The organism is Elusimicrobiota bacterium, assembly GCA_026388155.1.
Classification (GTDB): domain Bacteria; phylum Elusimicrobiota; class Elusimicrobia; order Elusimicrobiales; family UBA9959; genus UBA9634.
Window position 1 is genome coordinate 160,866 of the sequence record JAPLKI010000025.1, and the last position, 26,356, is coordinate 187,221.

25 protein-coding genes are annotated in these 26,356 nt (G+C 51.7%); 20 read left to right on the forward strand and 5 right to left on the reverse strand.

All coding sequences use genetic code 11. From position 1 onward, the window contains the following. Positions 1 to 16 precede the first annotated feature (16 nt). Together NTX59_12975 and NTX59_12980 are read right to left on the reverse strand one after the other, a co-directional pair. Complete coding sequence (locus tag NTX59_12975) at positions 17 to 874, reverse strand: GAF domain-containing protein (protein ID MCX5786587.1); 858 nt, start codon at positions 872 to 874, stop codon at positions 17 to 19. Further along, positions 871 to 2,634 carry an N-acetylmuramoyl-L-alanine amidase gene (locus tag NTX59_12980; protein ID MCX5786588.1) on the reverse strand — a complete coding sequence of 588 codons (1,764 nt, stop codon included), beginning with the start codon at positions 2,632 to 2,634 and terminating at the stop codon, positions 871 to 873. The genes NTX59_12975 and NTX59_12980 overlap by 4 nt, the downstream gene beginning before the upstream one ends. Positions 2,635 to 2,715: 81 nt before the next feature. Between NTX59_12980 and NTX59_12985 the strand changes: the two genes are divergently transcribed. The 3 genes from NTX59_12985 (at position 2,716) to NTX59_12995 (ending at position 5,764) form a co-directional block, all read left to right on the forward strand. Continuing rightward, on the forward strand, positions 2,716 to 4,038 hold the full coding sequence (locus NTX59_12985; GenBank protein ID MCX5786589.1) for a hypothetical protein: 1,323 nt from the start codon (positions 2,716 to 2,718) through the stop codon (positions 4,036 to 4,038). Positions 4,039 to 4,123: 85 nt separating this feature from the next. After that, positions 4,124 to 5,260 (forward strand): hypothetical protein, encoded by a 1,137-nt coding sequence (locus NTX59_12990; GenBank protein MCX5786590.1) that lies wholly within the window; start codon positions 4,124 to 4,126, stop codon positions 5,258 to 5,260. Between the two features lie 9 nt (positions 5,261 to 5,269). Continuing rightward, positions 5,270 to 5,764, forward strand: coding sequence for a hypothetical protein (locus NTX59_12995; GenBank protein MCX5786591.1), 495 nt, complete (start codon positions 5,270 to 5,272; stop codon positions 5,762 to 5,764). On the opposite strand, the gene NTX59_13000 is transcribed toward NTX59_12995, so the two are convergent. After that, the gene (locus NTX59_13000) at positions 5,756 to 6,997 is read right to left on the reverse strand and encodes a DUF1343 domain-containing protein (GenBank protein MCX5786592.1); all 1,242 of its coding nucleotides are present in this window, start codon (positions 6,995 to 6,997) and stop codon (positions 5,756 to 5,758) included. The two genes, NTX59_12995 and NTX59_13000, sit on opposite strands and share 9 nt — an antisense overlap. Before the next feature lie 163 nt (positions 6,998 to 7,160). Between NTX59_13000 and NTX59_13005 the strand changes: the two genes are divergently transcribed. From NTX59_13005 to NTX59_13025, 5 genes are all read left to right on the forward strand, one after another. Next, on the forward strand, positions 7,161 to 7,535 hold the full coding sequence (locus tag NTX59_13005) for a response regulator (GenBank protein MCX5786593.1): 375 nt from the start codon (positions 7,161 to 7,163) through the stop codon (positions 7,533 to 7,535). A gap of 188 nt (positions 7,536 to 7,723) precedes the next feature. Then, positions 7,724 to 8,944 carry a hypothetical protein gene (locus NTX59_13010; GenBank protein ID MCX5786594.1) on the forward strand — a complete coding sequence of 407 codons (1,221 nt, stop codon included), beginning with the start codon at positions 7,724 to 7,726 and terminating at the stop codon, positions 8,942 to 8,944. Next, complete coding sequence (gene lpdA / locus NTX59_13015) at positions 8,937 to 10,301, forward strand: dihydrolipoyl dehydrogenase (GenBank protein MCX5786595.1); 1,365 nt, start codon at positions 8,937 to 8,939, stop codon at positions 10,299 to 10,301. The genes NTX59_13010 and lpdA overlap by 8 nt, the downstream gene beginning before the upstream one ends. A 78-nt stretch (positions 10,302 to 10,379) precedes the next feature. Beyond that, the gene (locus NTX59_13020) at positions 10,380 to 11,162 is read left to right on the forward strand and encodes an exodeoxyribonuclease III (protein MCX5786596.1); all 783 of its coding nucleotides are present in this window, start codon (positions 10,380 to 10,382) and stop codon (positions 11,160 to 11,162) included. A 159-nt stretch (positions 11,163 to 11,321) separates the two neighbouring features. Further along, a complete protein-coding gene (locus tag NTX59_13025) occupies positions 11,322 to 12,464 on the forward strand; it encodes a hypothetical protein (protein MCX5786597.1) in 1,143 nt (380 codons plus the stop codon). A gap of 22 nt (positions 12,465 to 12,486) precedes the next feature. On the opposite strand, the gene NTX59_13030 is transcribed toward NTX59_13025, so the two are convergent. Then, positions 12,487 to 14,241, reverse strand: a complete 1,755-nt coding sequence (locus tag NTX59_13030; protein MCX5786598.1) for a TIGR03545 family protein — start codon at positions 14,239 to 14,241, stop codon at positions 12,487 to 12,489. Position 14,242: 1 nt separating this feature from the next. Continuing rightward, complete coding sequence (locus tag NTX59_13035; GenBank protein MCX5786599.1) at positions 14,243 to 14,755, reverse strand: TIGR03546 family protein; 513 nt, start codon at positions 14,753 to 14,755, stop codon at positions 14,243 to 14,245. A gap of 277 nt (positions 14,756 to 15,032) precedes the next feature. Here NTX59_13035 and gcvT point away from each other — a divergent pair, with 277 nt between their 5' ends. The 12 genes from gcvT (at position 15,033) to NTX59_13095 (ending at position 26,300) form a co-directional block, all read left to right on the forward strand. After that, positions 15,033 to 16,145: a glycine cleavage system aminomethyltransferase GcvT gene (gene gcvT / locus NTX59_13040; protein ID MCX5786600.1), complete on the forward strand. Its 1,113-nt coding sequence runs from the start codon at positions 15,033 to 15,035 to the stop codon at positions 16,143 to 16,145. Between the two features lie 113 nt (positions 16,146 to 16,258). After that, positions 16,259 to 16,648: a glycine cleavage system protein GcvH gene (gene gcvH / locus NTX59_13045; protein MCX5786601.1), complete on the forward strand. Its 390-nt coding sequence runs from the start codon at positions 16,259 to 16,261 to the stop codon at positions 16,646 to 16,648. Positions 16,649 to 16,759: 111 nt separating this feature from the next. Continuing rightward, positions 16,760 to 18,094, forward strand: a complete 1,335-nt coding sequence (gcvPA, locus tag NTX59_13050) for an aminomethyl-transferring glycine dehydrogenase subunit GcvPA (protein ID MCX5786602.1) — start codon at positions 16,760 to 16,762, stop codon at positions 18,092 to 18,094. Then, a complete protein-coding gene (gene gcvPB, locus NTX59_13055; GenBank protein MCX5786603.1) occupies positions 18,091 to 19,545 on the forward strand; it encodes an aminomethyl-transferring glycine dehydrogenase subunit GcvPB in 1,455 nt (484 codons plus the stop codon). Before gcvPA ends, gcvPB begins: the two co-directional genes overlap by 4 nt. 197 nt (positions 19,546 to 19,742) lie before the next feature. Next, positions 19,743 to 20,444: a hypothetical protein gene (locus tag NTX59_13060; GenBank protein MCX5786604.1), complete on the forward strand. Its 702-nt coding sequence runs from the start codon at positions 19,743 to 19,745 to the stop codon at positions 20,442 to 20,444. 104 nt (positions 20,445 to 20,548) lie between these two features. Further along, positions 20,549 to 20,779: an Lrp/AsnC ligand binding domain-containing protein gene (locus NTX59_13065; protein MCX5786605.1), complete on the forward strand. Its 231-nt coding sequence runs from the start codon at positions 20,549 to 20,551 to the stop codon at positions 20,777 to 20,779. A gap of 81 nt (positions 20,780 to 20,860) precedes the next feature. Next, positions 20,861 to 21,286, forward strand: coding sequence for a response regulator (locus tag NTX59_13070; protein ID MCX5786606.1), 426 nt, complete (start codon positions 20,861 to 20,863; stop codon positions 21,284 to 21,286). 66 nt (positions 21,287 to 21,352) lie between these two features. Further along, on the forward strand, positions 21,353 to 21,772 hold the full coding sequence (locus NTX59_13075; GenBank protein ID MCX5786607.1) for a hypothetical protein: 420 nt from the start codon (positions 21,353 to 21,355) through the stop codon (positions 21,770 to 21,772). 132 nt (positions 21,773 to 21,904) lie between these two features. After that, positions 21,905 to 22,606 carry a M50 family metallopeptidase gene (locus tag NTX59_13080; protein ID MCX5786608.1) on the forward strand — a complete coding sequence of 234 codons (702 nt, stop codon included), beginning with the start codon at positions 21,905 to 21,907 and terminating at the stop codon, positions 22,604 to 22,606. A gap of 5 nt (positions 22,607 to 22,611) precedes the next feature. Beyond that, entirely contained in the window at positions 22,612 to 24,807 is a 2,196-nt protein-coding gene (locus NTX59_13085; protein MCX5786609.1) for an AsmA family protein, read from the forward strand. Then, positions 24,807 to 25,406, forward strand: a complete 600-nt coding sequence (gene pyrE / locus NTX59_13090) for an orotate phosphoribosyltransferase (GenBank protein MCX5786610.1) — start codon at positions 24,807 to 24,809, stop codon at positions 25,404 to 25,406. Before NTX59_13085 ends, pyrE begins: the two co-directional genes overlap by 1 nt. Before the next feature lie 108 nt (positions 25,407 to 25,514). Further along, positions 25,515 to 26,300, forward strand: a complete 786-nt coding sequence (locus NTX59_13095; GenBank protein MCX5786611.1) for an SAM-dependent chlorinase/fluorinase — start codon at positions 25,515 to 25,517, stop codon at positions 26,298 to 26,300. The last annotated feature ends 56 nt before the right edge of the window (positions 26,301 to 26,356 follow it).

Genomic DNA, 26,356 nt, shown 5'->3' on the forward strand with positions numbered 1-26,356 from the left:
TATCGAAGAATTCTGGTTAGAGGTTGGTGATGTCCTGGAAAATTACCCCGGCGCCTATAACGGCTCCGTCCACGCCTTTTATATTAATTGAACTGTAGCCTATTACTTTTATTTTGCCGTTTACAAAGCACTGAAACTCCTGGCGTCGTACGGTTTTGTTCTGCTTTAATACCGCGTCTATGGAGCTTACGAGGTCGGGGCAAAGCTGGGAAAGCGTTATAATATTGCGGCCCAGATACTCCTCTCCTGTTTCAAAAACTTCTTTGGCCTTGGGATTGAAGAATATTATCTGCCCTTGAATGTCGGCTCCGATAAAACCGCCTGAAAGGTTGTTTATGGTGCTTTCACCTCTAAGGTTAAGCTGTTTTATGGTGGCCTCGAGCTTTTTTATGTAAACCTCGCGGGAGGTTAATGTGGTTATGGCCTGGGCAAGCAGAAAGTCGTCGTTTGAAAAAGCGCCCGAGGCGGAATTGATAAATTCCATCACGCCCAGAAGAGTTCCGCCGGCGAGCGCCGGAACCGCCAGCGCGCATTTGGTTTTAAAACCCGTGCTTTGATCCACTTTTTTGGTAAAACGGGGATCGTTTTCCGCGTCGTTCGCAAGCACCGCCAGGCGCTTTCGCGCGCATTCGCCGGCCACTCCCTGATAAGCAAAGCTCACCCCCAGCAAATCCGCGCCAACGGGGCCGATGCTGGTTTTAAAAGTCAGTATTTTTTTCACATCGTCGGCTTCGAAAAAACTGGCCGCGTGGCAGCCCAGAATCGGAGCACCCGCGCGCGTCAGGAAATCCCATAACGCGTAGCTGGAGCCGGAGGCTTCGGCAAAAAGGCCTTCGGAGAATTTAGAAAGCAGTTCAAGACGGTTTTCGTTCATTTTGTAGTTGTCCCCGGCCGCGGGGTCACGCCGAAAAATTCAAGCACGCCTGAGCTTATTGAAGCGGCAAGCTTCTCCTGAAAAGCCTGGGTAAAAACCATCTCTTCCTGCTCCGGCAGTATCATGTAAACATTTTCAATGAGCACGGCCGGCATATAAGTCATTCTGACCACTAAATAATCCCCATACCGCAGGCCCTCATCGGGCAACGGGATATTTCCGGAGTAAGCGTCGTGTATGGCTTTTCCTAAAGCCTGGCTGTGGCGCTGATTATAGTAAACCGCAAAGCCCCTCGGCTGCGAGAACGGGTCTTCTCCGTCGGCGATGGCGTTATTGTGAATGCTTATAAAAATATCGGCCTTGGAATCCCTGGCGATTTTAGGCCTGTCGGCAAGCTGTACGGTTTCATCGCCTTTCCTGGTAAGGAACACCTGGGCGCCCAGATTCGACAGGGCCTCCTGCGTTTTTAAAGCTATGGCCAGGTTTGCCTGATATTCAAAAGTTCCCATCGGGCCTATGGCCCCGTCGTAAGGCGGGGTCTGTTTCGCGGAATGGCCGGGATCAAGCGCTATTTTAACGCCCTCAAGGGGCTTTGGCCAGATCCCCGGCGCGGAAACGGGCTGTTTGAAATCGACAATCAGGGCGCGGGTGCCGTAATAAATGTCATAGCCCCACAGCGCTTTCTCTTTGGCAAATTCAAAATCCATTGTTACCTTGTTTTCGCCGGTCTGGCGGAAAACCACATTTTTAACAAAAGAATCGGAAGGATCGTAAACCACCCAGTTCGTATGCTGCTTGGCGTAATAAAGGGTTATGCGCAGACCGTTTTCCAGTTCTTCCGCCGAATACGGAACTTTGTCGGAAAGCGAGATGGCGGCCTGTGACCCGGTTTCGGTTTTTTTCAGCTTTATGGCGCCGGTTTCAGTCTGCGGCGGGAAAACGGCGCGCGGCGCGGGCGAGACCCTGCTGTCTTCCACCCAGGCGGCTTCGCCGGGGGCAAGCCTGATTCTGCACATGGCGCCTATTTTACCGTCTGAAACCAGCTTTACGCCAAGCGGCAGAAACATCATATAGCCGGTGTCAAGCCCGTTGCGCAGTATCACAGTGTCGGTTGAGGTTTCCAGCGTCTGCGGAGCTTTCAAGATCTTTATGCGCTTTTTCAAAACCGTTTCCGCGCTTCGGGCGAAAAGGCCCGCCTTGAAACGCGCGCTGAGAGCCCCGTCTTTGCCGGCGTCGAGATCCCGGACCGCGTAAAGGCCGAAATACCTGCCGGAGCATTTCGGTATTTCAGAGAGAGCCTCCCCGCTTACGATATCTCCCGCGGAAAAAACCGCCTCGCGGCAGGGTGTGCCCTCGGCCTGGACATTTATAAAATCGCCCGGTGAGAGTTCCATCTCGGAAACGGGCGAAATTATGTTAAGGTAAAGCGTACCGCTTGAAGGATGCGGCGGCTCGGCCGGTTTGACCTTGACCTTTCTTTCATAAGCCGCGGTGGCGCCGCCAAGCAATTCCCCCCTGAAGGAAAAATCCCCCGGGGTGACAGGCACATACGCGATAAAACCGCCGTTTTTATATACTTCAATCTTCGAGCCGTTTATAAAAAAAGGAGCGGTTGAAGGCGTTACGCTGCCGAACACGAAAGTTTTGGGCACATTCGGCAGGGCCATGCCTTCATAGGGATATGCGATCTTTATTTCCGCGGCCGAAAGGCCCGCGGCCTGAAAGAGGGCGGAAAGCGCAATAGCGGCAATTTTGCTCATCTTTGAACTCCGGGATTTTAAAAAAACGAAACATTAACTTAATACCGGTAAAGTATTCTTTATTATAATATATTTGACCTTATGAAAAAATTCACGCTCCATTGTCTTGCCGCGGGCCTTTTACTTTCGGGAGTAAACGCCCTGGCGGGTGACCTTACCACTATTATGCCGGGCTCCAGGCAAAACGCCATGGGCGGGGCTTTTGCAAGCATAGCCGACGACACTTACGCGATTTTTTACAACCCGGCGGGGCTTTCAAACCTTGTGAATACTGAAACCTCTTTAACGCTTGGCAGACGCCTGTCCCCGCTTGCCGGCGAGGGGGAAGCGGCCCTTGCCTACGTGCGCCCGTCCCCGGATACCGCCGGCCGGGTCGCGGGATTCGGCTACTACGCGGTAAGGCAGGGCATTGCGGGCAGCCGCGACACTTTGGCTTTTGAAATGGGGTCAAAGACCACTATGAAATATTTTCAAAAACCCATCCTTTACGGCGGCGGCGTAAAACTGGTAAACCTGCGTTCCCTGAAAGAAAACCATATAGGCATTGGCCTGGACGGCGGGCTTTTGCTTGAATCGAACTCCGGCCTTAAAACCGCGCTGGTTTTGACCGACGCCGTTTTTGGCCTGGGGCGGTCGCTGGCCACCCTGACCCTTGGAAATTCCTATCGCCACGGCGACACCGTTTTCGCGCTGGACCTGCGCGCGCGGGGGGCCTATTCCGAATTTTTCATGGGCGCGGAAAAAAATCTTTTTAACAGTCTCCTCCAGGTCAGGGCAGGCAAGGGTTTTACGCTTAACGGGTCCGACTACCTGGCGCTCGGCTTCGGCATAAACACTCTGCCCCTGACCCTGGACTTTACCTGGTCGCTTCCCTGGAAAGGCTTTAACCAGCCGGCGGGTTTTTACGGAATAAGCGCGGCCTATCGTTTCGGCGCGCCCTCCTTCAACGAAAAACTGGTCGGGGAAGCCGGCAGAAGGGCGGAAGAACTTAAAACCCAGATAAACGACCTGCGCGTTCAGCAGGCCGGACTTGAAACCTCGGTGGCCACTTCCCGCGTTAACAAGAGCATATTGGAATCGGACCTGACCATGATGCATACCCGCCTGCGCGACATGGAAGGCCAGCTGAAGAATCTGGAACTGAAAATTTTGGAAGCGGAAAGCAGGCGGGAAAAACCGAAGCTCACAAAAAAATATGTCCCCCCGCCGCCGGAAAAATGGCCCCGGTTCCACAAAGTGGAAGCCGGAGAGACCTTAAGGTCAATCGCTTCAAAATACTACGGCAACCCCAACCTTTGGGAGAGGCTCTACGAGGCCAATGAAAAAGATATTTCAAAAGGTCTGCCCGTTGAGGGTGCAGTTTTCACCATACCGGCGCCGCCGCCGGAGAACGGCAAACAGTAACTATTCGTCATTCGCTATTCGCTTTTTAATTTCAGCAACTTGTGTCTTGTGATTTGTGACCTGTGACTAAGCCGAAGGCTGATTTATGTTCAACACGGTGCAGATAATAACCTCGAGCGAAAAGAACCGCCTGGTGCTGGCCAACATCTTCAAAAATATGGGCGCCGACGCCGTATTTTCGCTGGATTTAAACGACACCCTTTCAATTTTTGAAAAGGTCCGCCCGAAGGCCGTGTTCATGGTTGATACGGAAGACCCGTCCACCGAAATAAAACTGCGGGAACTAAGACGGGTAGCCCCCTTTTTGCCGCTGGTGGTAATGCTTAACAACCGCAATGCCTCGCGGGCCGTGGCGCTTATGAAACTGGGAGCTTTTGACTGCGCCCAAAGCCCCTGGACGGAAGAGGAACTGCGACCCCTCTACAAAAAAACCCTGGATCTGGGCGGCACGCCGCTTGAACTTGACGGAAAAGCGCTTGGAAGGAAAAAAAACGCGCTGATCGTTTTCGCCATACTGGCGGCGCTCGCGGCCGGCATGACCGCCGGCTGGTTCTTTGCTTTCAGCAAACAGCCCCGCCCTCAGCCGGCGCCCACGGAAATACGCCTGCCCTACTCCCACCCCACTGGGGTAGCGCCCGAAGGCGGCAACGTGCTTGTGACCGACTGGTATACCCAGGCGCTATACACACACAGCGCGGCGGATTTCAGCATACAAAGCGTAACCAGCCTGCCGGAAGAGCCCCCTGCCGCCATGACCGCTTCAGCAGACGCCCTCTGGCTTCAAACCTCTTCTGGGGTGATTGAAAAAAGGCTGAAAGCCCCCGGCATAAAACTGCTGGCGAAAATTAAGACCGGGCGCGCGGACATCGCCGGTATCTGCCACGACGGGCTTTACTTCTGGATAGCATACAACGACAACACACTTTCCAAACGCCTGCCGAACGACAGCCTTACCGAACTGGCACGATACCGGTATCCCGGCAGGCAAATAGCGGCTTTCGCCTGCGACACCCGCTTTTTATGGGCCGTAGACGAAGGTTTTAAAGCTTTGGTAAAAATGCCGCTAGACCAGCCGGAGACGCTGCTTTCAAGTTCGGAAATAACGCAATACTCCCGGAAATCGCTGAAGATAACAGGCCTGGCCTCAAAAGACGGAAAAATATGGTTTACCGCGGAAGACAACGGCGCCGGGCTGATATTTTTCGAAAATGAACCGAAGTAAGGCTGAAGGATGAGACAGAAAATACTGGCTATTTTAGAAAGGTTGAAAACAGCGGGAACCTACGCGGCGGCGGTTTGGGGGAGGCTCCGTGATAAATTAAAAGCGGCGCAAAAAAACATACCAAAAATAAAAACTATTTTTACCCCATCCCCCCCCCCGGTCGTCAGTCCTCAGCCTTTCAACTCCCGCACAACGAATCCCGGGTACATTCCGGTTTTGATAAAAACCTCGCTGGACCTGCCGCCGCTATGGGGCAGGCTGGTCCGGCTTTGGCCCGAGGGCGCGGAACTGATAAGCAAATTTGAAATTAAAAAAGGCAGGATAACAGCGCTGTGTTTTGAGCTTGGCGGAAATGAGTACGAGGATATACGCGCGCTTGTAACTGAAACAGCGAAAGAAACCAGCGGGTATTTTGTCTACAAGCTGGCTTTTAAAGACTCCGGTCAAATCAAGGCTCTTTCGGACGAAATTATTAAAGCGGCGGCTGCTGAAAAATCAGTATAAAAGATATTTGGCTCTGTAACTCTCAAAGTCCCGGCATTGGGAGGCAAAATCGGCCAGGATCTTTTCGGCGGAATCGGTGGATTCGTAAACAGCCTTGTACACATTGTTCCCGGCCATAAGCCTGAATTCAGCTTCCCTTACCCTGAACTCCCCGTAATATCGTTTATCGCGCATGGCGCAGACGGCCCGCACGAAAATATCCATCGGGCGCGCGGACGCCCTGTCCGTTATCTCGATCCTTATGCCGCGGCACAAGCGGCCGGCATAAGCGTCTTTTGAGGGAGTTCTGTCCTCGGCGTAAAAACGAACGCCTTCCAGACCCGAAGAGTTAAGCGTTGCGGCAAGCCTTTGCGCGTCCAGCCAGGGCGCCCCGAACCATATAAAAGGCGAATCCGTGCCCCGGCCCACCGACATGTTGGTGGACTCAAAACAGCCTATGCCGGGATACATTATGGCTGCATCCACTCCCCTGATGTTCGGGGACGGGTTTACCCAGTTGAGGCCGGTTTCGTCGTAATACATGGTCCTGTCCCAGCCCTGCAACTTTATAACTGTCAAATTGAGGTCAAGCTTGCGCAGGTCCTTGTGAAGCAGGGCCATCTCACCCGGCGTAAGGCCATGACGCACCGGCACCGGGAAATAACCTGTAAACTCCTGAACGGACGGGTCAAGCACGGGACCTTCCAAAACCGACCCGGTTATCGGGTTCGGGCGGTCCAGAACCACAAAATCTATTTTTCGTTTAGCCGCCTCCTCCATGCACAGCGCCATGGTGGTAAGGTAGGTGTAAAATCTGGCGCCGACGTCCTGTATATCAAAAAATATAACATCTATGCCCGAGAGCATGGCCGCGGTGGGCCTGAGCGTTTTGCCGTACAGGCTGTAGATCGGCAGGCCGGTAACGGGGTCGGTTGAATTGCCTATCTCTTCCCCGTCAGTTGCTGTGCCCCTGAAACCGTGTTCCGGGGTGAATATGGCTGTCAGCTTTACATTTCGGGAATTAAAAAGATCGTCCACGGAACTCAAGCCCGAGCGGTCCACCCCGGTTTGATTGGTCACTATAGCGGCCCGTTTACCCTCGAACTGGGCGAAATCCTGCCGCTTCAGCACGTCGAGGCCGGTCAAAACATAGGCGTTAAGAGCGGAGGCGAAAAACAGCGGCGCAAAAAAAACCGCAATGGCTGTAAAAGCAATGTGAAATTTATTTTCTACGGATAAAAAAACCTTTTTCATACTCTGGCTCGCACAGATATTATACCCTAATTCCGCAGTTGGCGATCCCCGGAACTCTCGCCTTCGAGATTATGCCGGGAATCTTGTTGTATAATAAAGCTAATCTTATGGGTTAGCGGAGTATCCATTTAACATACAAACCGGCAGGGAAAGCGGGGAAAGAATGAAACCTATCAAAATACTTGCGGTGGACGACGATGTCGCTATTCTTGACTTTTACTCTTCGCTGCTTTCGAAGGCAGGGTACCAGGTCGAGACTGCGGTAGAAGCTACGGCGGCTATCATATTGTTCAAGGAAGCCCCGTCGGACCTTCTTATCCTGGACGTAGCCATGCCGTCTGGCGGCGGGAAACAGGTATTAGAAGTGGTCAGCAGCCTTATTCAGGAAGGAGTCCCTATAGTGTTCGTTACGGGCCTCCCCGAAAAAATAGTCCCTTGGGTTTCGGGGATGACCAATGTCCGCGTATTGAAGAAGCCGGTAGATAGCGAAGAGCTCCTCTCCGTTATATCGGGTTTTCTGCCGAAAAGCGCCCAGTAGTCTTTTCCCCGTGGGGAAAAAACCGCAGGGAAAACGACCACAAAATTAATAATCAGGATTTATTTGTTGCCGGGAAAATAATTTTTTTATAATCCCGCGTATCTTACAAATATTACAATCCATTGCTCCGCGCTCTGTCAGCAGCGGCGTTTTTGCCACGACAGGCGCTTCTTATCTATAATAAAGCCATGAAAACGCGGCTTTCAAAAATAATAACTGGCCTGGTTCTGCTGTTTTTTTTGAGCGGAGCATTGTTCGTTTATGTCAAATACAGCCGGTTTTCCGGTTATCTTATAAGCCGCATAAATTCGGCCGCCGGGCAGAAACTGGGCAGAGAAATACGGTTTAAAAAAATATCTTTCTCCCCGCTGAAAGGCATCATTATTGACGACGCCTGTGTTTCAAGGCGGCCCTCTTTCAAAACCGGAGAGTTTTTTTGCGCCCGGCAAACCATAATCCGCCCCGAACTGCGCGCGCTGTTGAAAAAGCAGGTTTATTTCGAAAGGATCAGTTTTACAGATCCTGTATTTAAACTGCGGGAAAACGCGGGCCGTTGGGATTTTGAGGATCTTATAGCCATGCTGCCGAAAACCACGCAGGGCCTTTATATTACCTGGAACACCAAAGAGCTGACACTTGAAAATGCCAGAGTTGAAGTGAGCATGACCACTTCCGGGCGGGATCTTGTGTTTGAAAACTCCGATCTGAAACTGCTGCATTATTCCTCGTTCGGCGGCAACTACACCGCGGAATTTAAAGGCCTGCTGAAAAGCGCCGTAGCCGGCAAGCTGTTAAGTTCCCTGATAGATATTAAAACCAGCGCGAATTTTGATTACGGAGGGCTGGCCTCGCTTAAAGGCTCCTTTAAGGCTGATGACGCCTCTTACGGCGCTATAACGCTGGCGGCGGTCAGGGCGGACTGTGAACTTTTCAATATGCGCTCAAAAGCGGGAGAAAAAAACTACTCCGCGAGACTGGAGGCGGAAAAACTTTTCATCCCGGGAAGCGAAACCTCGGCAAAGCGGACTCTGACCGGCGGCCTTGAGCTTTTTTCCGCCGTGATGGGCAAGTCTGTGCCGCGCATAGAAGATATTGAAGTCAAAGACATCAAAGCCGCTTTCAGCTTAAAAAACTCGGTAATTTCTTTGAAAAACATAGAAATAGACTCAAATTTCCTCAACCTTAAGGCGGACCTGGCCTTTGACGGAGCCGCGCGCTCTACTGAGTCGCGCCTTGAGGCGAAGAGCGGCCCGAATGAACTTAAGCTGACGGCCATTGGGCCGCTTGCCCGGCCTGAAATTACCCCGGTGTTTTCTGAAACGCTGAACAAAAAACTGGTCTCCGCGCTTAACTCGCTCAGCGAATTGTTTTTCAGTTATTTTTCATTAAATGGAGAAGCACATGCCTAAAAAAGTTATAGTCATAGGTTCCGGCCCCGGCGGCTATCCGGCGGCGCTCCGCCTGAAGGAGCTGGGAGCGGAAGTTTGCATAATCGAGTCAGGTGATTTCGGCGGAACCTGCCTTAACCGCGGCTGCATCCCCTCAAAAGCCTTCCTTGACACCGCCCACCGGGCACACGCTTTTGAAGGCCTGCGCAAATTGCTTAAGGACGGCTCAGGCGCGAACTTTTCCCCGGCCATGCTGGACTGGGAAAAGATAAAGGCCCGGCGCGCCGGGGTGGTGCTTAAACTGCGCGCTTCGCTTGAGAAACTTTTCCAGGCAAAAAAAATAGAAATAATCCGCGGCAAAGCCGTCTTCACCGGCAAAAACGAAATTACCGTAACAACCGCGCAGAACCCAGTTAAAAAACAGTTCGACGCAGCGGTGCTGGCCGCCGGCACAAGGCCGGGCTTCCCCCCGCCTTTCCTGGAATTCAAGGAACAGCTGGCCGATTCGGATCGGATATTTGACCTGCCCCGGCTGCCGGGTTCCATTTTAATAGTGGGCGGCGGCGTAATAGGGCTTGAATTCGCCTGCTTCTTTAACGCCATGGGCGTTGAGACAAGCGTTTTGGAACTGCTTCCAGAGATTCTTTCGGGAGAAGACCCGCAGGTGACGCGCGTCGTGCGCTCCTCTTTTGAAAAACGCGGCGTTAAGTTCCACTTCGGCAAAAAAGCCGTGAAACTTGAAATATCCGGCGGCACAAAAATAGTGACGCTGGAAGACGGCTCGCAGCTGAAAGCGGAAGAAATATTGGTGGGCGCGGGACGCTCCGCGGACCTGTCCGGTCTGGGGCTTGAGACCATAGGCCTCAAATGGGACCGGAAGGGCGTTAAGGTGGACGAATTTATGCGCACCGCCGCGGAAAATGTTTATGCCGCGGGCGACATCAACGGAATTTCCCCGCTTGCGCATTCAGCCAGCCGTCAGGGCGAAATAGCGGCTGAAAATATTTTCGGCGCCCAAAAAACTTTTGACGCGGACCTGGCACCCAAATGCGTTTACGCCTGGCCGGAAGTGGGTACGGTGGGTCTGAACAGTGCTCAGGCCGGAGCCAAAGGACTTGTGGTAAAAACCTCACGGGCTTTTTTTCTGGGAGTGGGCAAAGCGGCGGCCACTGAAGAAACGGAAGGATTTGTGCAGCTGGTATTTGACGCCGCCGACGAAACCGTGCTGGGCGCCCAGATAGTAGGCGGGCCGGCAACTGAACTGATACACCTTATGGCGCTTGCGGTTAAACTTAAGCTGAAACGCGCGGATATGCGCGAAATAATTTACGCGCACCCCACAATGGCGGAAGCCATACATGAGGCGCTCAATAAATAGAGGCGAGCGTACAGCGGATAGCGAAAAGCGTAGGGAACCCCATCCCTAAACTCTAAACCCTATCACCTCGCCGCTATCATTATGTCAATAAAAATTCTTTCCTGGAATGTTAACGGGTACCGGGCGGCCCTCACTAAAGGCTTCCATAAGTTCCTTGAGACCTCAGGGGCGGATATCGTCGGTCTGCAGGAGATAAAGGCAAGGCCGGAGCAACTGGAACCGGAAGATATGGCCTTCGCGGGCTATAAGTCGGGCTGGTGCCCCGCCGAACGAAAAGGCTACAGCGGAGTGGCGGCTTTCTATAAAACCCCGCCGCTCTCCGTCTCCTGTGGCATGGGAATAGCTAAATATGATGTGGAAGGCCGCGTAATAGCGCTTGAATATCCCACTTTCCACCTACTCAACGTTTATTTTCCTAACGGCGGACAGGGCCCTGAAAGACTGGCTTACAAACTGAATTTTTACGAAGCTTTTCTGGAATATATCGAAGCCCTGCGCAAGACCGGCAAGGCCATAATCTTCTGTGGCGATGTAAACACTGCGCACAAGGAAATAGACCTCGCGCGTCCGAAAGAGAATGAGAATAATTCCGGCTTCATGCCGGTTGAGCGCGTCTGGCTTGATAAAATAACCGCCCTGGGATGGGTGGACACTTTCCGTTCACTGCATCCTGAGCCGGATAATTATACCTGGTGGGATTATAAAACGCGCGCCCGCGAACGCAATGTGGGCTGGCGAATAGATTACTTTTTTATCAACGAGGAAAAAAAAGGCCTCGTTAAAGACGCCTTCATACTGCCGCAAGTACAGGGTTCAGACCATTGCCCCATAGGGCTGCAACTGGAATTGCAGGAAACATAAAGGCCGTTATCGTAATTTTTCCTAAAGGCCGCAGCAAGACTTATAAAAAATTTGCGCCACACCCCGGATTTGGGGCATAATATTCACAAGGTTAGGCGGACCAGTCCCTAAAATGTCAAAATTCAAGACCTGACCCCGGACTGGACCCAGGACTGCACAATGATCAAAACAAGATATCTCGCCGGCCTCATCCCGGTCCTCTTTTTTATCTGCGGATGCTCCGATGATTTCGACGTTGCCGCCAGGCAGGCGAAAGAAGGGGCGAACAAAATAGCGATACATTCCTATAAAGCGTATCTGGCAAAAAATCCGACCGATCAACAGAAAGCGGCGGCGGCACATTACGAGATCGGTGTATTATTCGCCAAAGACAATAAAAAAGAAGAGGCTTTGCTTTCATTTAAAGAAGCGATAAAGGCCGGGTATCCCGCCGCCGAGGTAAGGAGTGCGCTTAAAGGACTGGCGGGAGACATTGCAAGTCCCAACATGGAGGCGACACGATATGTTTTGAATCAAGTCCGCGGGGTGAACAAGGATTTCATGGAATATGCGGATGCGCAGCTTTTAAAAATAAAAGATCTTGAAACCACGGCCTTGAGCCTGGTGTCCGCCGCGAGAGAGAATCTGAACAAAATGCAGTATGACCTGGCCAGAGAGAACCTGGCCAAAGCCCGGACTTTAGTTCCGGGGATCAGTCTGCCGGGCGTAGGGGATATTCAGAACGAACTATCCCTCAAGGAACCCGCTTATGCTTATGAACAGGACCTGAAGGATGTGTCTTATGTTTTTGATGGGACAAGAACTTTCGGTACCGGACCGAACTTCAATAGCGCGGCGTATAAAAAATATAAAAAGCTGGAGCAGGAGGATGCCGATAAGCGGAAAGAGATCGATGACGCGATCCAGAATAAAGCGTTAGGGGCCACTGAGTCGGAACGCGAACAAAACGAAACCACGCCGGGGCGCCGCTACCAGGACCTCCTTAATATGAGATTTGCGCTTAGATTCAAGGCGGCTTTGCCTGTGTATGATCTTAATCGGCACGGATATGACCTAAGCGGCCAATACGAAGCCGGGCTGTGTCATTTTTTTGAACTGAAGCTTCCGGTCATCGAGATCGCTGAAAACCGGGCGGAAAAGCTTTTAAACGCGAAGACGCCCGTTCAAGTGGAAATAGTTTTTAACGTGTTCCCCCAAAATGTCAACAGAAACATCGGCAATGAAGCATTGGTGACAAGTTGTAAAGTCATCAACGCCCAAGCCTCCCTGGACGGAAAAACAGTTTATTTTTCAAAAAAATAGGGAGACCGCAGGTGCGGCATCCTCACAGTTTAAACTTCGGGAATTTCATTTTGCCCGGAACAAGGTTTTTCAGCAGCCCGTCCCCCATGCCGGAAATCTTGGATTCCGCGTCTTTTAGCTTGCCGCCCAGCTCGGCCTGTTTCTCCGAAGCCAGTCCGTCCAGCTTGGCGCGATAAGGCTTTAACGCCTCGTCAATTTTTTTCTGCGCCTCCTCCCGGGCATTCTTTATTTCGGCGCCCATAGCGCCGCTGAAGGCTTTTGAGAGGGCATTGGCCAGATCCGTGCTTACTGAAAGCTTCGGGGACTTTACCGTTCCCGCTATGGCGGTCTCAATAAGGGCCGAGGAGAGCCCGGAGAAAGAAGCTTCCACCGCGGACCTTAGAGGCGCTTTAATATTGTCCGCCTTGGGCTTAAACGTTGCGCCGGTCAGCCGCACGAAGGCCTTGCCGTCCAGGTTTTCCCCTTCGGTTTTCAATGTCCCTTCAAAAGCCCCGCTCGCGCCCGTTATATCCACCATAAAAGACGACGGGGAACCGAACTGCAGCTGTTTTACCGGTATGCCGGAGATTAACAGCGCGGAGTCCGTCTTGATCTCTTGACCGGACGTGTCCACCGAGCATTTGAAGTCCAGCCTGCGCGCGCCTTTAGCGCCTTTTATTAAGGCGGTCATGGGCTTGCCGTAAACCTTGGGCTGCGTAGTCAGGCCGTCTATTTCCCCTTTATACTCAAGCGGGTCTTCCGCACCCAGCTCTCCGGAAACGGACATTCTGCGCACCAGGAAACTGGGGTAGCTCTCGGCCTTGGGAAAATGCACCACGCGGCCGCGGCGGGCTTCGTTCTTTTGCACGCCTTTGGAATCGGACGGTATGTACTTGCGCGCCAGGCTTATCCACTTCATGCCGGCCGCGGTTTTTTCCGCTAGCATGGGCCCCGCCAGCATGCGCGCTATGGACTGCGTGTCCATGGACGGCAGTTTCATTTTAGACATTACAGCCGCCAGATCTTTCTTGCGGGCCTCGTCCACGGCCTTGAAGGAATCTTTAGCTTTAGCGAGCGCCGCCTCGGCCTCCTGTTTGTCTTTTTTGAAGTCCGCGGTGAGCTTTTTTACTTCCTTGGCTATGTCGGCGTAATCTTTGGCCTGTTTGGCGAAATTGCCCTCGCCTTTTGCTTTCTCGTAGCGGGCTTTCAGCGCGTCCAGACCGTCCTGGTATTTCTTCGTATCAACGCGCTCCGCAATGCTCCTGTAGTCTTTCTGGTAGCTTTCCTCAAGCTGTTTGGCCAGTTTCACGGATTCAAGCTCCGCCGGGTCTACCTTATAGCTTTTTACCGTGTCGGTCTTTACGTCTGCGGCGCGGTCCAGCGCAAAATTTTTGGACTCTTTTTTGAACCCCTCCACCAGCTCCGAAGGTTCTTCCTTAACAAAAGCGAGTTTCCCGGAGGTCTTTCTGGCCGTGCCGAAGCGCAGGCCTGAAAGCGAAGCGTTGTCCACAACCAGCTTCTTCTCCAGCAGCGGCGCGCCCATGGCCGAAAAGGACAAATCCGAGAATTCCACCAGGTTACGGTATTCGTCGTTGGAGTCCGCCACGACCAGGCCGGTCAGTTTCAGCGACGGATGCAGGAAAGTAGTATGAAGAGAGGCTATTTCAACCTTAGCTTTAGCGCCTTTTTCAATACCCTTTATCATGCCCCATTTCAGCAGCGGGTCAAAGGCGAAGAAGAAAAAGGCCCAGATGAGCAGGAGCAGTACCAGGCGGGGAACTATATATGATTTACGCATATTAAGTTCCCCCTTTGAAGTACCATTCCAGGAGCCACGAGGCTTTCAGCCATTTACCTGTTTTTGAATTCATCACGCGCTCGCGGAATTTTTCGTTATAGAAAACCCCGAAACGCTTCCCGGCAAAATACACCGGGACCAGCAGTATGGCCCCGAGCACGAGCCCTCCCGGCACCACGGTATTGTTGAAGCCGGTCCACGGAATTACCGGCATGTTGTAAAGTTTTGTCCACATAGGCCGCAGGGCCGAACTGGTAAGCAGGGCGTAACCGATGGGATCGCTGAGCCTGTCTATCAACGGATTCGCCAGGCTTACCGCCAGCGCGGCGAGCAGGGCCATAGGGATATTTACGCGCGTGGCCATCAGCAGCACTATAAGCAGCTGAGCGGTGAGCGTGGTTTTGGGCATAAGCCCTATAAGAAAACCGAAGGCTATGCCGGCGCCTATCTGGCGCGGGTCGGTGTCGCTGGTAAGCCCCTGTATGAATTGGCGTATCAATCCTATTGGGTTCATTAGGAGTAATATATTAAAAGTAACGCGCCGGTTCAAGCCTGACGCGGCACAGCCGGGCGGTAAAGGCGTGGGAGCCGGCCAGTAGTCAGACGGGGCGGCTTTTAAATAGGTGACCCCGTTTGCGCGCCCTCTTAATACCCCGTGACACCCCGCCCGCTTCACCCGGGGCTTTAAGCTGTTGACACCCCGCGTTCCCCGGTGCGTTCTCTTGCCCCGCCACACATAATTTTGTTATAAAAGAATATGCGCGGGAAACCAAAACCCGTCAGGAGGCAGTATGGATATCACCGCGGACAAGTTAAAAAGAACAGCTTTAAATGAAACATGCCGCAAATACGGCGGCAAGATGGTGGATTTCCACGGCTGGGAGCTTCCTATACAGTTTGAAGGTATAATTAAGGAACATAACGCGGTTAGAAATTCAGCGGGCATTTTTGATGTATCGCACATGGGCCAGGTTTTCGTCAGCGGCCCAGACAGCTTCAGGCTTTTGCAACGCACCAACGCCAACGACCTGCGCAAAGCCGTACCCGGCAAGGGAGTATATTCCCACCTTACCAACGAGCATGCCGGTTTAGTGGACGATATAATAGCTTTTTGCCTTTCTATTAACCGCTATCTGGTGATAGTTAACGCCACCACCTCCACAAAAGATTATAACTGGCTGAAATCACAGGCCAGAAAAATGAACGTGACCATTGAAAATAAAAGCGATGTTTATTCCATGGTGGCCGTACAGGGCCCGAATGTGCCGAAAATGTTTGAAACCTTCGCCCCCGAGGCCCTTGAACTGCCGCGCTTTGGTATCGTGGAAAAAAAGCTTTTCGGCCAGGATTGTTTTGTGAGCCGCACCGGCTACACCGGTGAGGACGGCTTTGAAATTACCGCTCCCCACGCGGTGATAAGCCAGATCTGGGAACAAATGATGGAGCTTGGCAAGCCGTTCAATATAATTCCCTGCGGCCTTGGCGCGCGCGACACTTTGCGTCTTGAAGCCGGTTATCTGCTTTACGGCCAGGATGTTGACGACGACCACAACACCTACGAAGCGAATTACGGCTGGGTGGTGTGCCTGGACAAGGGTGAATTTATAGGCCGCGCCGTGCTTGAACGACAGAAAAGAGAGGGCGTCACCCGCAAACTGACCGGCGTGGCTCTGACCGAGGGCGGCGTACCCAGGAACGGCTGCAAGGTTTTCAAGGACGGTAAGGAAATAGGCGAGTTGGCCAGCGCCACCTACTCCCCCACCCTCAAAAGAGGCATCGGCGTTGGCTACCTGAGCATCCCCGATCTGAAAAACGGCGAGCCGCTTGAAGTGGAAATTCACGGCCGGCGTGTTAAGGCCGAGGTTACGAAGACGCCTTTTCATAAAGGAACAGCGTTTAAGTAAGTGGAGAGTTAGGAGTTGGGAGTTACGAGTTGGGAATTTTTGGGGTTTTTAACTCTAAAACTCCAAACTCGACACTCTAAACTTACAATTGATTCGTTATTAAGGAGATTAAAATGCCCAAACCGGAAGAAGCCAGATACACAAAAACCCACGAATGGATAGCGCTTGAAGGCTCAGAAGCTACTGTTGGCGTTTCAGACCATGCCCAGCACGAAATGGGCGACGTGGTATTTGTGGAACTGCCTAAGATGAGCCAGAAACTTGAAAAAGATAAACCCTGCACAGTGGTGGAATCCGTGAAATCAGCTTTTGACATTTATGCCCCTGTATCCGGAGAAGTGTCCGCCCTTAACTCCGCGGTAACCGGCGAGCCGGCCATCATCAACCAGTCCCCCCTTGAAAAAGGCTGGCTGTTTAAAATGAAAATAAGCAACCCGGACGACTTCAAAACCCTGATGGACTGGACCGCTTACCAGGAATTCATAAAACAGAACGTGCATTAACAGCAGGGGCTAGGGGCTAGTGGTTAGGATAGAGGTCGCTAATACAAGGAACTCCTTCCCTAAACCCTGACCCCTAGCCCCTATGCCCTTTCGTTCCACAAGGAGTTCCCCATGTTTATAGGCAACACCAAAAAAGACAGGGAGGAGATGCTTAAAATTATAGGAGTCAACTCCTTCAGCGATCTGGTAAAACAGGTGCCTGAAAAGTTCCTTTATCCCAAATTTAAATTGCCGGCTGACGGGATGGATGAAATGCAGGCCGCCGCCGCCATGAGGACTCTTGCGTCCAAAAACAAAATGCTTAAAAGTTTCGTGGGCGCCGGCGCTTATGCGCGCTACATACCGGCGGCCCTGAAGGCCCTGCTCTCGCGCGGAGAATTTCTTACCGCCTACACACCTTACCAGGCCGAGGCCAGCCAGGGGATACTGCAGACAATTTACGAATACCAAAGTTCCATGGCCGCGCTTTATGAGATGGATTACGGCAATGCCTCAATGTATGACGGAGCAAGCGCCTTCGCCGAGGCCGTGCGGGCGGCAGTCAGAATTACCGGCAGAAAGAAAGTGCTTTACTCTTACGGAGTGAATCCGCAGTACATAGCCACGCTAAAAACCTATTTCGGCGGCGGCGAAGATTACAAGTTCATACAGATCCCTCACAAGGACGGCTGCCTGGACCTTGCCGGGCTTGAGGGCCTGCTTGACCAGGAAACTGCCTGCGTAGCGGCACAGAGCCCCAACTTTTTCGGACTGGCTGAAGACTTCGGCAAAGTGTCGGAACTGGCCAAAGCTCAAGGCGCGCTTTTTGTGGCGGCGGCGGACCCCGTAAGCCTCGGGCTGTTCCGCACTCCGGGCGCGCAAGGGGCGGATTTCGCCGTGGGGGAGGGACAGGGCCTCGGGCTTCCTTTAAGCTACGGCGGGCCTTACCTCGGCATTTTCACCTGCAAAAAGGAATATGTGCGCCAGATGCCCGGCAGAATATCCGGCCTTACAAAAGACAAAGACGGGAAAAGAGGCTTCGTGCTGACACTGCAGGCGCGCGAACAGCATATCCGCCGCGATAAGGCCGCCTCCAACATCTGCTCCAACGAGGCTCTCTGCGCCCTTGGCGCCACTATTTACCTGGCGCTGCTCGGGCCGGAAGGGCTTAAAGAGCTGGCCCAGGCCAATTATGATGCCGCGCACGCCGCCGCCGAGCGGCTTTGCGCCATAAAAGGCATCAGCCTGAAATTTAAAGGGACATTTTTCAATGAATTCACGCTTGCGCTCCCCTGCGACGCAAGAAAGCTGCGCTCCCGGCTTATTGAGAAGGAAAACATAGACCCCGGTCTGCCGCTTAAAGATTTTTATCCCGAGCTCGGCGATACCCTGTTGGTATGCGCCACCGAAACAACAACAGAAGAGGATGTTTCGCGCCTTGAGAAAGCCGTAAGGGAAAGCATATGAACGACATAACGAAACTTGACAACAGGCTAAGCATAGAGAAGTCGGCGCCCGGCAGGCGAGCGCTTAAATTCAAAGGCCGCATTAAACACGGCGCCGCCCCCGTGCCGGAAACTTTAAGGCGCAAAACCGCGCCCAGGCTGCCGGAACTTTCAGAATTTGACGCCGTGCGCCATTTCACTCGGCTTTCAAAAATTAATTTTTCGGTGGACAGCCATTTTTATCCGCTCGGCTCCTGCACCATGAAGTATAACCCAAGGGTCAACGAGGACATAGCGGCCCTTGACGGTTTTGCCGGCCTGCACCCGCTGGCCTCCGACGAGACGGCGCAGGGAACTCTTGAGTGCCTCTACGATCTGCAAAACCGCCTTTGCGAACTTTGCGGCATGGATGCCATAACACTGCAGCCCGCGGCCGGAGCGCACAGCGAATTTACCGGCCTTTTGGTAGCCCGGGCTTATTTCGCGCGCAAAGGCCAAAAAGACAGGGTTGAAATAATCGTGCCGGATTCAGCCCACGGCACCAACCCGGCCACCGCTTCCATGCTCGGTTTTTCTCCCGTTAACATAAATTCAGGCCCCGACGGAAGGGTGGATCTGGAGGTTTTAAAACGGCATTTGGGCGCGAAAACTGCTGTGGTAATGCTCACTGTTCCCAACACCCTGGGCATTTTCGAGTCAAACATCGAGACCATAACCAAAATGGCCCATGAAGCCGGGGCGCTGGTTTACATGGACGGGGCTAACTTTAACGCACTCATCGGCCTGGTAAAACCGGGAGAGCTTGGCGTTGATATAATGCACCTGAACATGCATAAAACCTTCTCAACGCCTCACGGCGGCGGCGGCCCCGGGGCCGGAGCCATAGCGGTAAAAAAATATTTAGACTCCTATCTGCCCGTGCCGGTAATAAAAAAAGAAGGAGGACGCTTCCTGGCGGATTTCAACCGGCCGCTTACAGTGGGCAGGGTAAAAGCCTTCTTCGGCAATACCGGCGTGCTTTTAAAGGCCTACGCATATATGCTTATGCATTCTTCGCGGGAACTGGGTGAGATAGCTGAAAACGCCATCATCAACGCCAATTACGCCAAGGCCCTGCTGAAAGACTGTTTTCCCGCTCATTCCAAAGAACATTGTATGCACGAGTGCGTGCTTACCCCCGGGCCGGAAATGACGAAACAGGGGATAAAAACCCTTGACATCGCCAAGCGCCTGCTTGATTACGGTTTTCACGCGCCCACTGTGTATTTCCCGCTTATCGTGCACGAAGCTATAATGATCGAGCCCACCGAAACGGAAACCAGGGAAACTATAGACGAGTTTGCCTCGGCCATGAAGAAAATAAGCGCCGAAGCCGCGAGCGACCCGCAGAAAGTGAAAGACGCCCCCCACACCATGCCGGTAAAACGTCTTGATGAAGTGCAGGCCGCAAGACAGCCGAACCTGAGATGGTGAACAGCGCTAACAGCGCCATAAGCCGTAAGGGCGCCGCGCCCGCCATAAGCCGTAAGCTATAAGCCATACGCTATAAGGAAACTCCTTAAAAAGCATATGGCATACGGCTTAGGGCATGTGGCAATAGCCGTATCAAAAAACTTATGGCATAAGGCGTAAGGCCTACGGCAATAATGACATAAAGTACTAGATGTACTATGATTAAAGGTCTCCTAATTGAAACTCCCCCGCTTGACGCTTATGAACAGATGGCGGCTGACGAAACACTTTGCGAAAACCTGCCGGCCGAACATATCCTTCGTTTCTACAATTGGAAGGGCTCCGGCGTTACTTTCGGCTACTCCCAACGTCACAAGGCCGTGCTGGCCGCTATAACCGCCGGAGGCAAATACCCGCAAGCCCTGGTCAGACGGCCTACGGGCGGCGGCATAGTCATACATGAGTCGGATCTCACTTTTTCTTTTATTTTTCCCTCCCCGGGAGTATATTTTGAGCCCAATAAAACCTATGATCGCCTGCACAAGGCAATAAACTCAGCCTACGAAAAGGCCGGCATTGATTTTTCCCTGCTGCGGGAGAAAACAAAGAATTACGCGGTTAACGACCCGCTGATGGATTGTTTTTCAACGCCGGTTAATATGGATATTTTGTATAATGGAAAAAAAGTTCTTGGCGGAGCTTTACGCAAATTCGGCGGCAGAATGCTCTACCAAGCCTCTTTACAGGCGGAAGATGCACGGAGTAACGCGGGCTTTCATAAAAACGCCATTTTAAAAGCCCTTGGTTCCGAGTTCGGCCTTAACTGGCATGCCGCCGGAGCGGATGACAAAACACTTGACGGACTTAAAGCTTTGGCACGCTCAAAATACGCCGGCGCCGCCTGGAATGAAAGGATATAGGAACAGCGCCATAAGCCTGACGCCATAAGCCATAGGCTTTAAGGGACTCCTTAAAAGCTTATGGCCTATGACATACGGCAATGACGTATCATGACGGAGGTCTTATGATCGCATTCGTTTTATGCAAACTGGTTGCCGGACTTGAACAGAAGGCCGTGCAGCAGATAAAAAGCATCCGCGGCGTAAAGGATGTTTACATGACCTTCGGCGGCTGGGACGCCATCCTGGTGACGGAATCGGACACTATAGACAAATTGAGCGGCTTAATTGTGCGTGAGGTGCGGGGCATCCACGGCGTGCAGACCACGGAAACTCTGGTAACGACCAACCTTTAAAAGGGCGGCGTTACCAGCCCCGCACTTTGGCCCTGTCGGAAAAAGTGCGGGGTGTGACAGGCGGTGGAGGCGAATCAAGACATGGAAAACACAAATTTTAAAGATCCGGGAGAACAACTGATACTGATAGTCGACGATGATGAATCGGTAAGGGACCTGCTTGATTTTGTAGTGCGCAAGGAAGGATTTAGAGTGGAAAAAGCGGTTGATGGGGAAGAAGCCCTCGCTAAAGCAAAGGCGCTTCACCCGCAACTGATACTTCTTGATCTGATGCTGCCAAAGTTCGGCGGTTTTGAAATCCTGCGCGAACTGCAGGGCGATGACACCTCTGATATTCCCATAGTGATAGTAACCGGCCGCTACACGGACCGCTCCACTTCGGAAATGATAAAACAGGAACCGAATGTGAAAGATTTTCTGGAAAAGCCGGTAAAGCCTCCGGTTCTTTCCTCCCTTCTGCACACGCTCCTTAAAACACGCCCCTCTGTAAAAAAACCGGGCGCTTAATTCTTAAACCCATGCGCAAGTCTTCTTAAGATGCCGCCGGAAAACAAAACTATAAAAAAATTGTTTATGTTATCCGCCGCTGCCATTTTTTTTTACGGCGCGGCTGTTCTGGATCTGCGCGCCAGGGCAAAAAGCGCGTGGCTCACAGCCGAACGCTACGGGCAGTGGCAGAACCGGCCGGAATTGAAAAAAGAATATTTTGAAAAAATTTACCAAAAAAAATCAATCGCCCTGAAAAACAGCGGCATACCTCCTGAAAAGCTTGAAAAAGAACTCGCCGGGCTTGAAACCGAAAAGAATTTCATTGTAAACGAGAGTTCCGCGAAATACGCCTATCTCTGGTATAAAACGGCCGCAACCTCTTTTTGCCGGCCCCGAAACAAGTGGTGCGAGCGGGCCCGCGAGAAGCTTGCCCCCGCGAAAGAAAGCTGGAAGGCGGAAATGCGCTCTAAAAAGATAAAGTTCGAGGAGTGGATGATCGACTAGGCTGAAGGCTGAAGATTGAGGGCATAGGTATCCAGGAAGACGCCAAAAGTAAGAATACAGACAGCGATATTCATGTCATTTACCCGCAATCTAACAATCAGCCCCTTTCTTCCTCCTTCAGCCTCACCCTGAATGAAAAACACCAGTAAGACACTTCTGGCGCTTCTGCTCGCGCCGTTAGCTATTGCCGCCGCCGCCTCAACGGCGGTGTTTTTGTTTGGCGCCCTTTCGCACGTCAGCGTAACACTTCCGCTGCTTCTGGGCGCGGCCGTCCACCTTGTCTTCCATAATCGGCTCTCAAAGAGCGGCTACGCCTATATAGCCGCCCACGAATGCAGCCACGCTCTGGCGGCCGTATTGAGCGGCGCTAAGATAAAGAAAATTTCGGTGGGCAGGCGGAACGGTTATGTTCTGCTTGATTCCAGCAACATCTTTATAACGCTGGCTCCATATTTTGTGCCTTTCTACGCGGCGGCGGCGGGATTGATATATTTTTTTGCCGGTTTTTTTGCGGACCTGCGGCCCGCAAGGCCGTATTTTCTCGCGCTTAGCGGTTTTCTGCTTTCCTTCCACACCTTAAGCACGGCGGAAATACTCTCAGGCCCCCTTCAGAGCGATATAAAAAAGGCGGGAGGCAGATTTTTTTCATACACGGCGCTTATAATACTTAACTCACTTTTCGCCGTGGCAATAATCAAAATCATGTTCCCCGGTCTTTTAAGCTTTAAAAGCTACCTGGCCTCTGTGGCGCTCCGCACAAAGACAATAACGTTTTTCCTGGTTAAAATAACTATTTACTTATTCAATACTGCTAAAATATACTTAAGTCAATGAAAAGTATGCTTAAGTCAATGAAATTGAGACACAAGATATTGCTAAGGATTATCGTGCTGCCGCTGCTTTTCGCCGCGCTTCTGGCCGTCACAGCCCTGGTTACGATAAAGACGATGTTCAAGCCTCAGGATCTGGAGGCTGTTGTCACTAACCAGCTGCAGGAGCTTTTTAAGCGGCCGGTGAGGATAGAATACGCAACGCTCTCCCTCACGGGCGAAATTAAAATAAAAGGGCTGAACGTGATAGAGCCGGACCCCTCCATACAAAACTTCGTTGAAGCCGACTACATTTACGCCACATACCGTTTCCTGCCCCTGATAAACAAAAAAATTGAAATAAACAGTCTGGTTTTCGTTGCTCCGAAAATAATCCTGCTGAAAAAGAAAGACGGAACCTGGAATTTATCCGACATTTTCGCGGCTTACAAAAGTACGCCTAAAAAAAACCGGCTGGATAAAATAACCCAGGCCGAAATAAAAGACGGCACGCTTATAATAAAAGACCAGACCAGCCCGCGGCAATACGCGCTTGAAAACGTGAATATCAGTCTTAACGATTTTAAACCAGGCCAAAGCGCGCCCTTTTCCGTAGGGCTTTTCTTAAAGAATAAGACCCCCGGCAAGTATTTTGAAGGGCGCCTTTACGCTGAGGGAACCGTTAATTTGGCCGATTTTAACTGGGAGAAGGCTTCCGCGTCCGGACTTAACATTCAGCTTTCGCTGCTTAACAAGTCCGCGCGGATCACAGGAGAATTAAAAAACTTCAGGCGCCCGGAAATAAAACTTAAAGGCGAACTCCAAAACTTCAGGTCCTCCGAAATTTCCGCCCTTTGGAGTTCGCCGCGCGCCTTCAACGCTCCGCGCACCACTTGGGACATAAACGCCGTATTTGTCTCCACCAGGGTGGTTGAAGTCTCCGCCTCAGTTGAGCCGCTTAAACTAAAAACGCACGGAACGCTTGATTTCAGCTCACCCACTTTTTCCTACGCTTTCAGCGCGTCGGTTCCCTCCTTTGACCTGGCGCTGCTCAAAAAATCAGGCGTTGAACTGCCAGTGACCGAGGCCGCGGGCAGAGCGCAGGGACGCATAAGTTTTTCCGGCGGGCCACAAGGTTTTAATCTCGCGAACCTGGAACTGAACGCCTACAAAAACTCTTTCGCCTACAAAAACCTGCGCTGTCAGGAAACGGATTTTTCAGCGCTTTTAAGCGGGAATTTCCAGAACAACCATGTCGACTTCACAAAAGGCTGCTTCACGCTGGGCAAGGCCAAATTGACGGGGCTTGACATGAAAACAGGCCTTTCAAAAGAGCTTTTTGATATAAATTATTCGGGCAGATTCAACGGGGAACCATTGCGCGGCAGGGTGACCATAGACGCCCCCTTTACCGATAAAAAAACGCTTGCTATCATAGGCTACTCCTCGGCATTGACCTACAAGGATACCTGGGATTTCATCCTTGACCTCAAAAACCTGCTGCACAGAAATACTAAAAAAACTGAATACGAGTCGGAAATAGCCTGGATACGAAAACTTAAAAATTCGATTCCCAGCGGATTTTCCTCATTTAAACTTCTTTACAAAACCGATTTTTTTAAACACGACTATTTTGACGCGCGGGATTTTAATATAGCGGCGGACCTCAAAAACATTTCCGGCTCATTCGAGAAACTTAAAGGAACGGTGTCAATAAAAACCAGCAGCGGAACTTTTTACAATGTGCAGAAAACTTCCGAGCAGGATCGCGTTTTCTACATAGTTTCCATGCCTATTCTTTTAATTTACCACATGAATCGCATAGGGGCGCTTAAGTTCGGCTACACGCTCGATAACGCGGCGTTTAACTCCATAGGCGGCGACTACGAGCTTGATTCCGGCCGCGTGCAGGTGAAAAATTTTTTCATGGAGGGCAGGGATTTTTCGGCCCACGTCGAAGGGGAGCTTAATTTTTCCGACGAAACCATGAGGCTGAAAATTTATACAATATCAAGCAAGTACTACAATATGGGCAGCCTGCCCGAAGCCATGACGGACTCAAGCGGCAAACCGGCGCTGGCGTTTACCATTGAAGGGAAAATGAATAAGCCCGCCATCAACATGATAAGCCCCAAAAACAGCGGAGATATCATAAAAGCGGCGGCCAACAAGGGCGTCGGCATAGATTTCAAAAAGCTGAATAAGTTTATAGGAGGCAAAAAATAATGTCCAAACTCGGGAAATTAGATGTAGTGGGTCTTTTACAGGAACATGGCGCCATTTTGAACGGTCATTTTCAGCTGCCCTCTGGGTTTCACTCCCAGACATACATACAAACCTCCCTTGTAATGCAATATCCCCACCTGGCCCAGAAAGTAGCCCGTGAGATGGCCTCAAAATTCCCGCAGGAAATAAATGTGGTTATTTCCCCCTCTCTCGGCTCGGTGGTTATCGGCCAGGAAGTGGCCCGCGTAAAAAAAGCCCGCTCCATATTCACCGAAAAGATAAACGGCGTGATGGTGCTTAAAAGGGATTTTAAGATCTCGGAAGGCGAGCACGTGCTGGTGGTGGACGACGTGCTTAACAGCGGCCGGCTCTGCGCGGAGGCGATAAACCTGGCACGCGGCTACCGCGCCAAGGTAATAGGTGTTGCCGCCATAGTGGACCGTTCCACAGGCGACCTCGCTCTCAATGTGCCTGTGAGGGGGCTTATTTCCTATCCCCTCCAGCTTTTCCCTCCGGACAACTGTCCCCTTTGCGCCCAAAAGATGCAGCTGACCGTGCCGGGTTCAACGCTCCACCGGGCTCACGGACAGGAATTTTAAGCGATAGAAAGGCGCAAGGCTGAGGGCTGAAGGAAGAGAGAAGAAACCGGAGGAAAGCTATGTTTACTGCTTCTTTACTTCAGCCTTCAGCCTAACACCTGACTTGTTATGAAAACGAAATATATCGCCCTGCTTTCAGACTTCGGCTCCAGCGACCCCTTTGTGGGCATGATGAAAGGCGTTTTGCTGTCAAAGAATCCCGGGCTCAGCATTATTGACATCACTCACCAGATACCGCCGCAGGACATACAAACAGCCGCGTTTTTTCTTATGTCCTCCATATCATATATGCCCAAAAGTACTTTATTTTTGACGGTGGTGGACCCCACGGTGGGAACAGGGCGCGGTATAATCTGGGCCAAAACAAAACATTATCAGTTCATCTCCCCCGACAATGGCCTTATAAGCTGGGTGGAGGAAAGAGAAAAAATAGAAGAAGCCAGGTTTATAAATAATTTTTCGCTGTTTTCAAACCGCATAAGCCCCACCTTTCACGGCCGCGACATTATGGCCCCTGTGGCGGCCGCCGTGGCAAAAGGCCTGGCGGAGGAAAAAATTGGACCTGTCTTCGAGGGCTACCGTAAATTTCCCTTCCCCCATCCTGAAAAAACCGGCAACCGCGTGCTGGGCAGGGTAATAGCCATAGATCATTTCGGCAACGCCATAGCCAATATCGCCCACCTTCACATAAACGCCAGAACGATTTTCACGGTTTCAGACCATCTGATAAAAGGCCTCAGGCTGACCTATGCTTCCGTTCCTGAAGGATCAGCGCTGGCCCTCATTGGCTCTTCCGGTTTCCTGGAGTTTTCGGTGAGAAACGGGAATTTCTCCAAAACCTTCGGTGTTTCCATCGGAAGCCCGGTGGAAGCCATAACCTCAATTGATGAATAGTCTTGCCCCAAATCCTCATGTTTTTTAAACCGTTTAACCATTAATCTGAGCAGTCA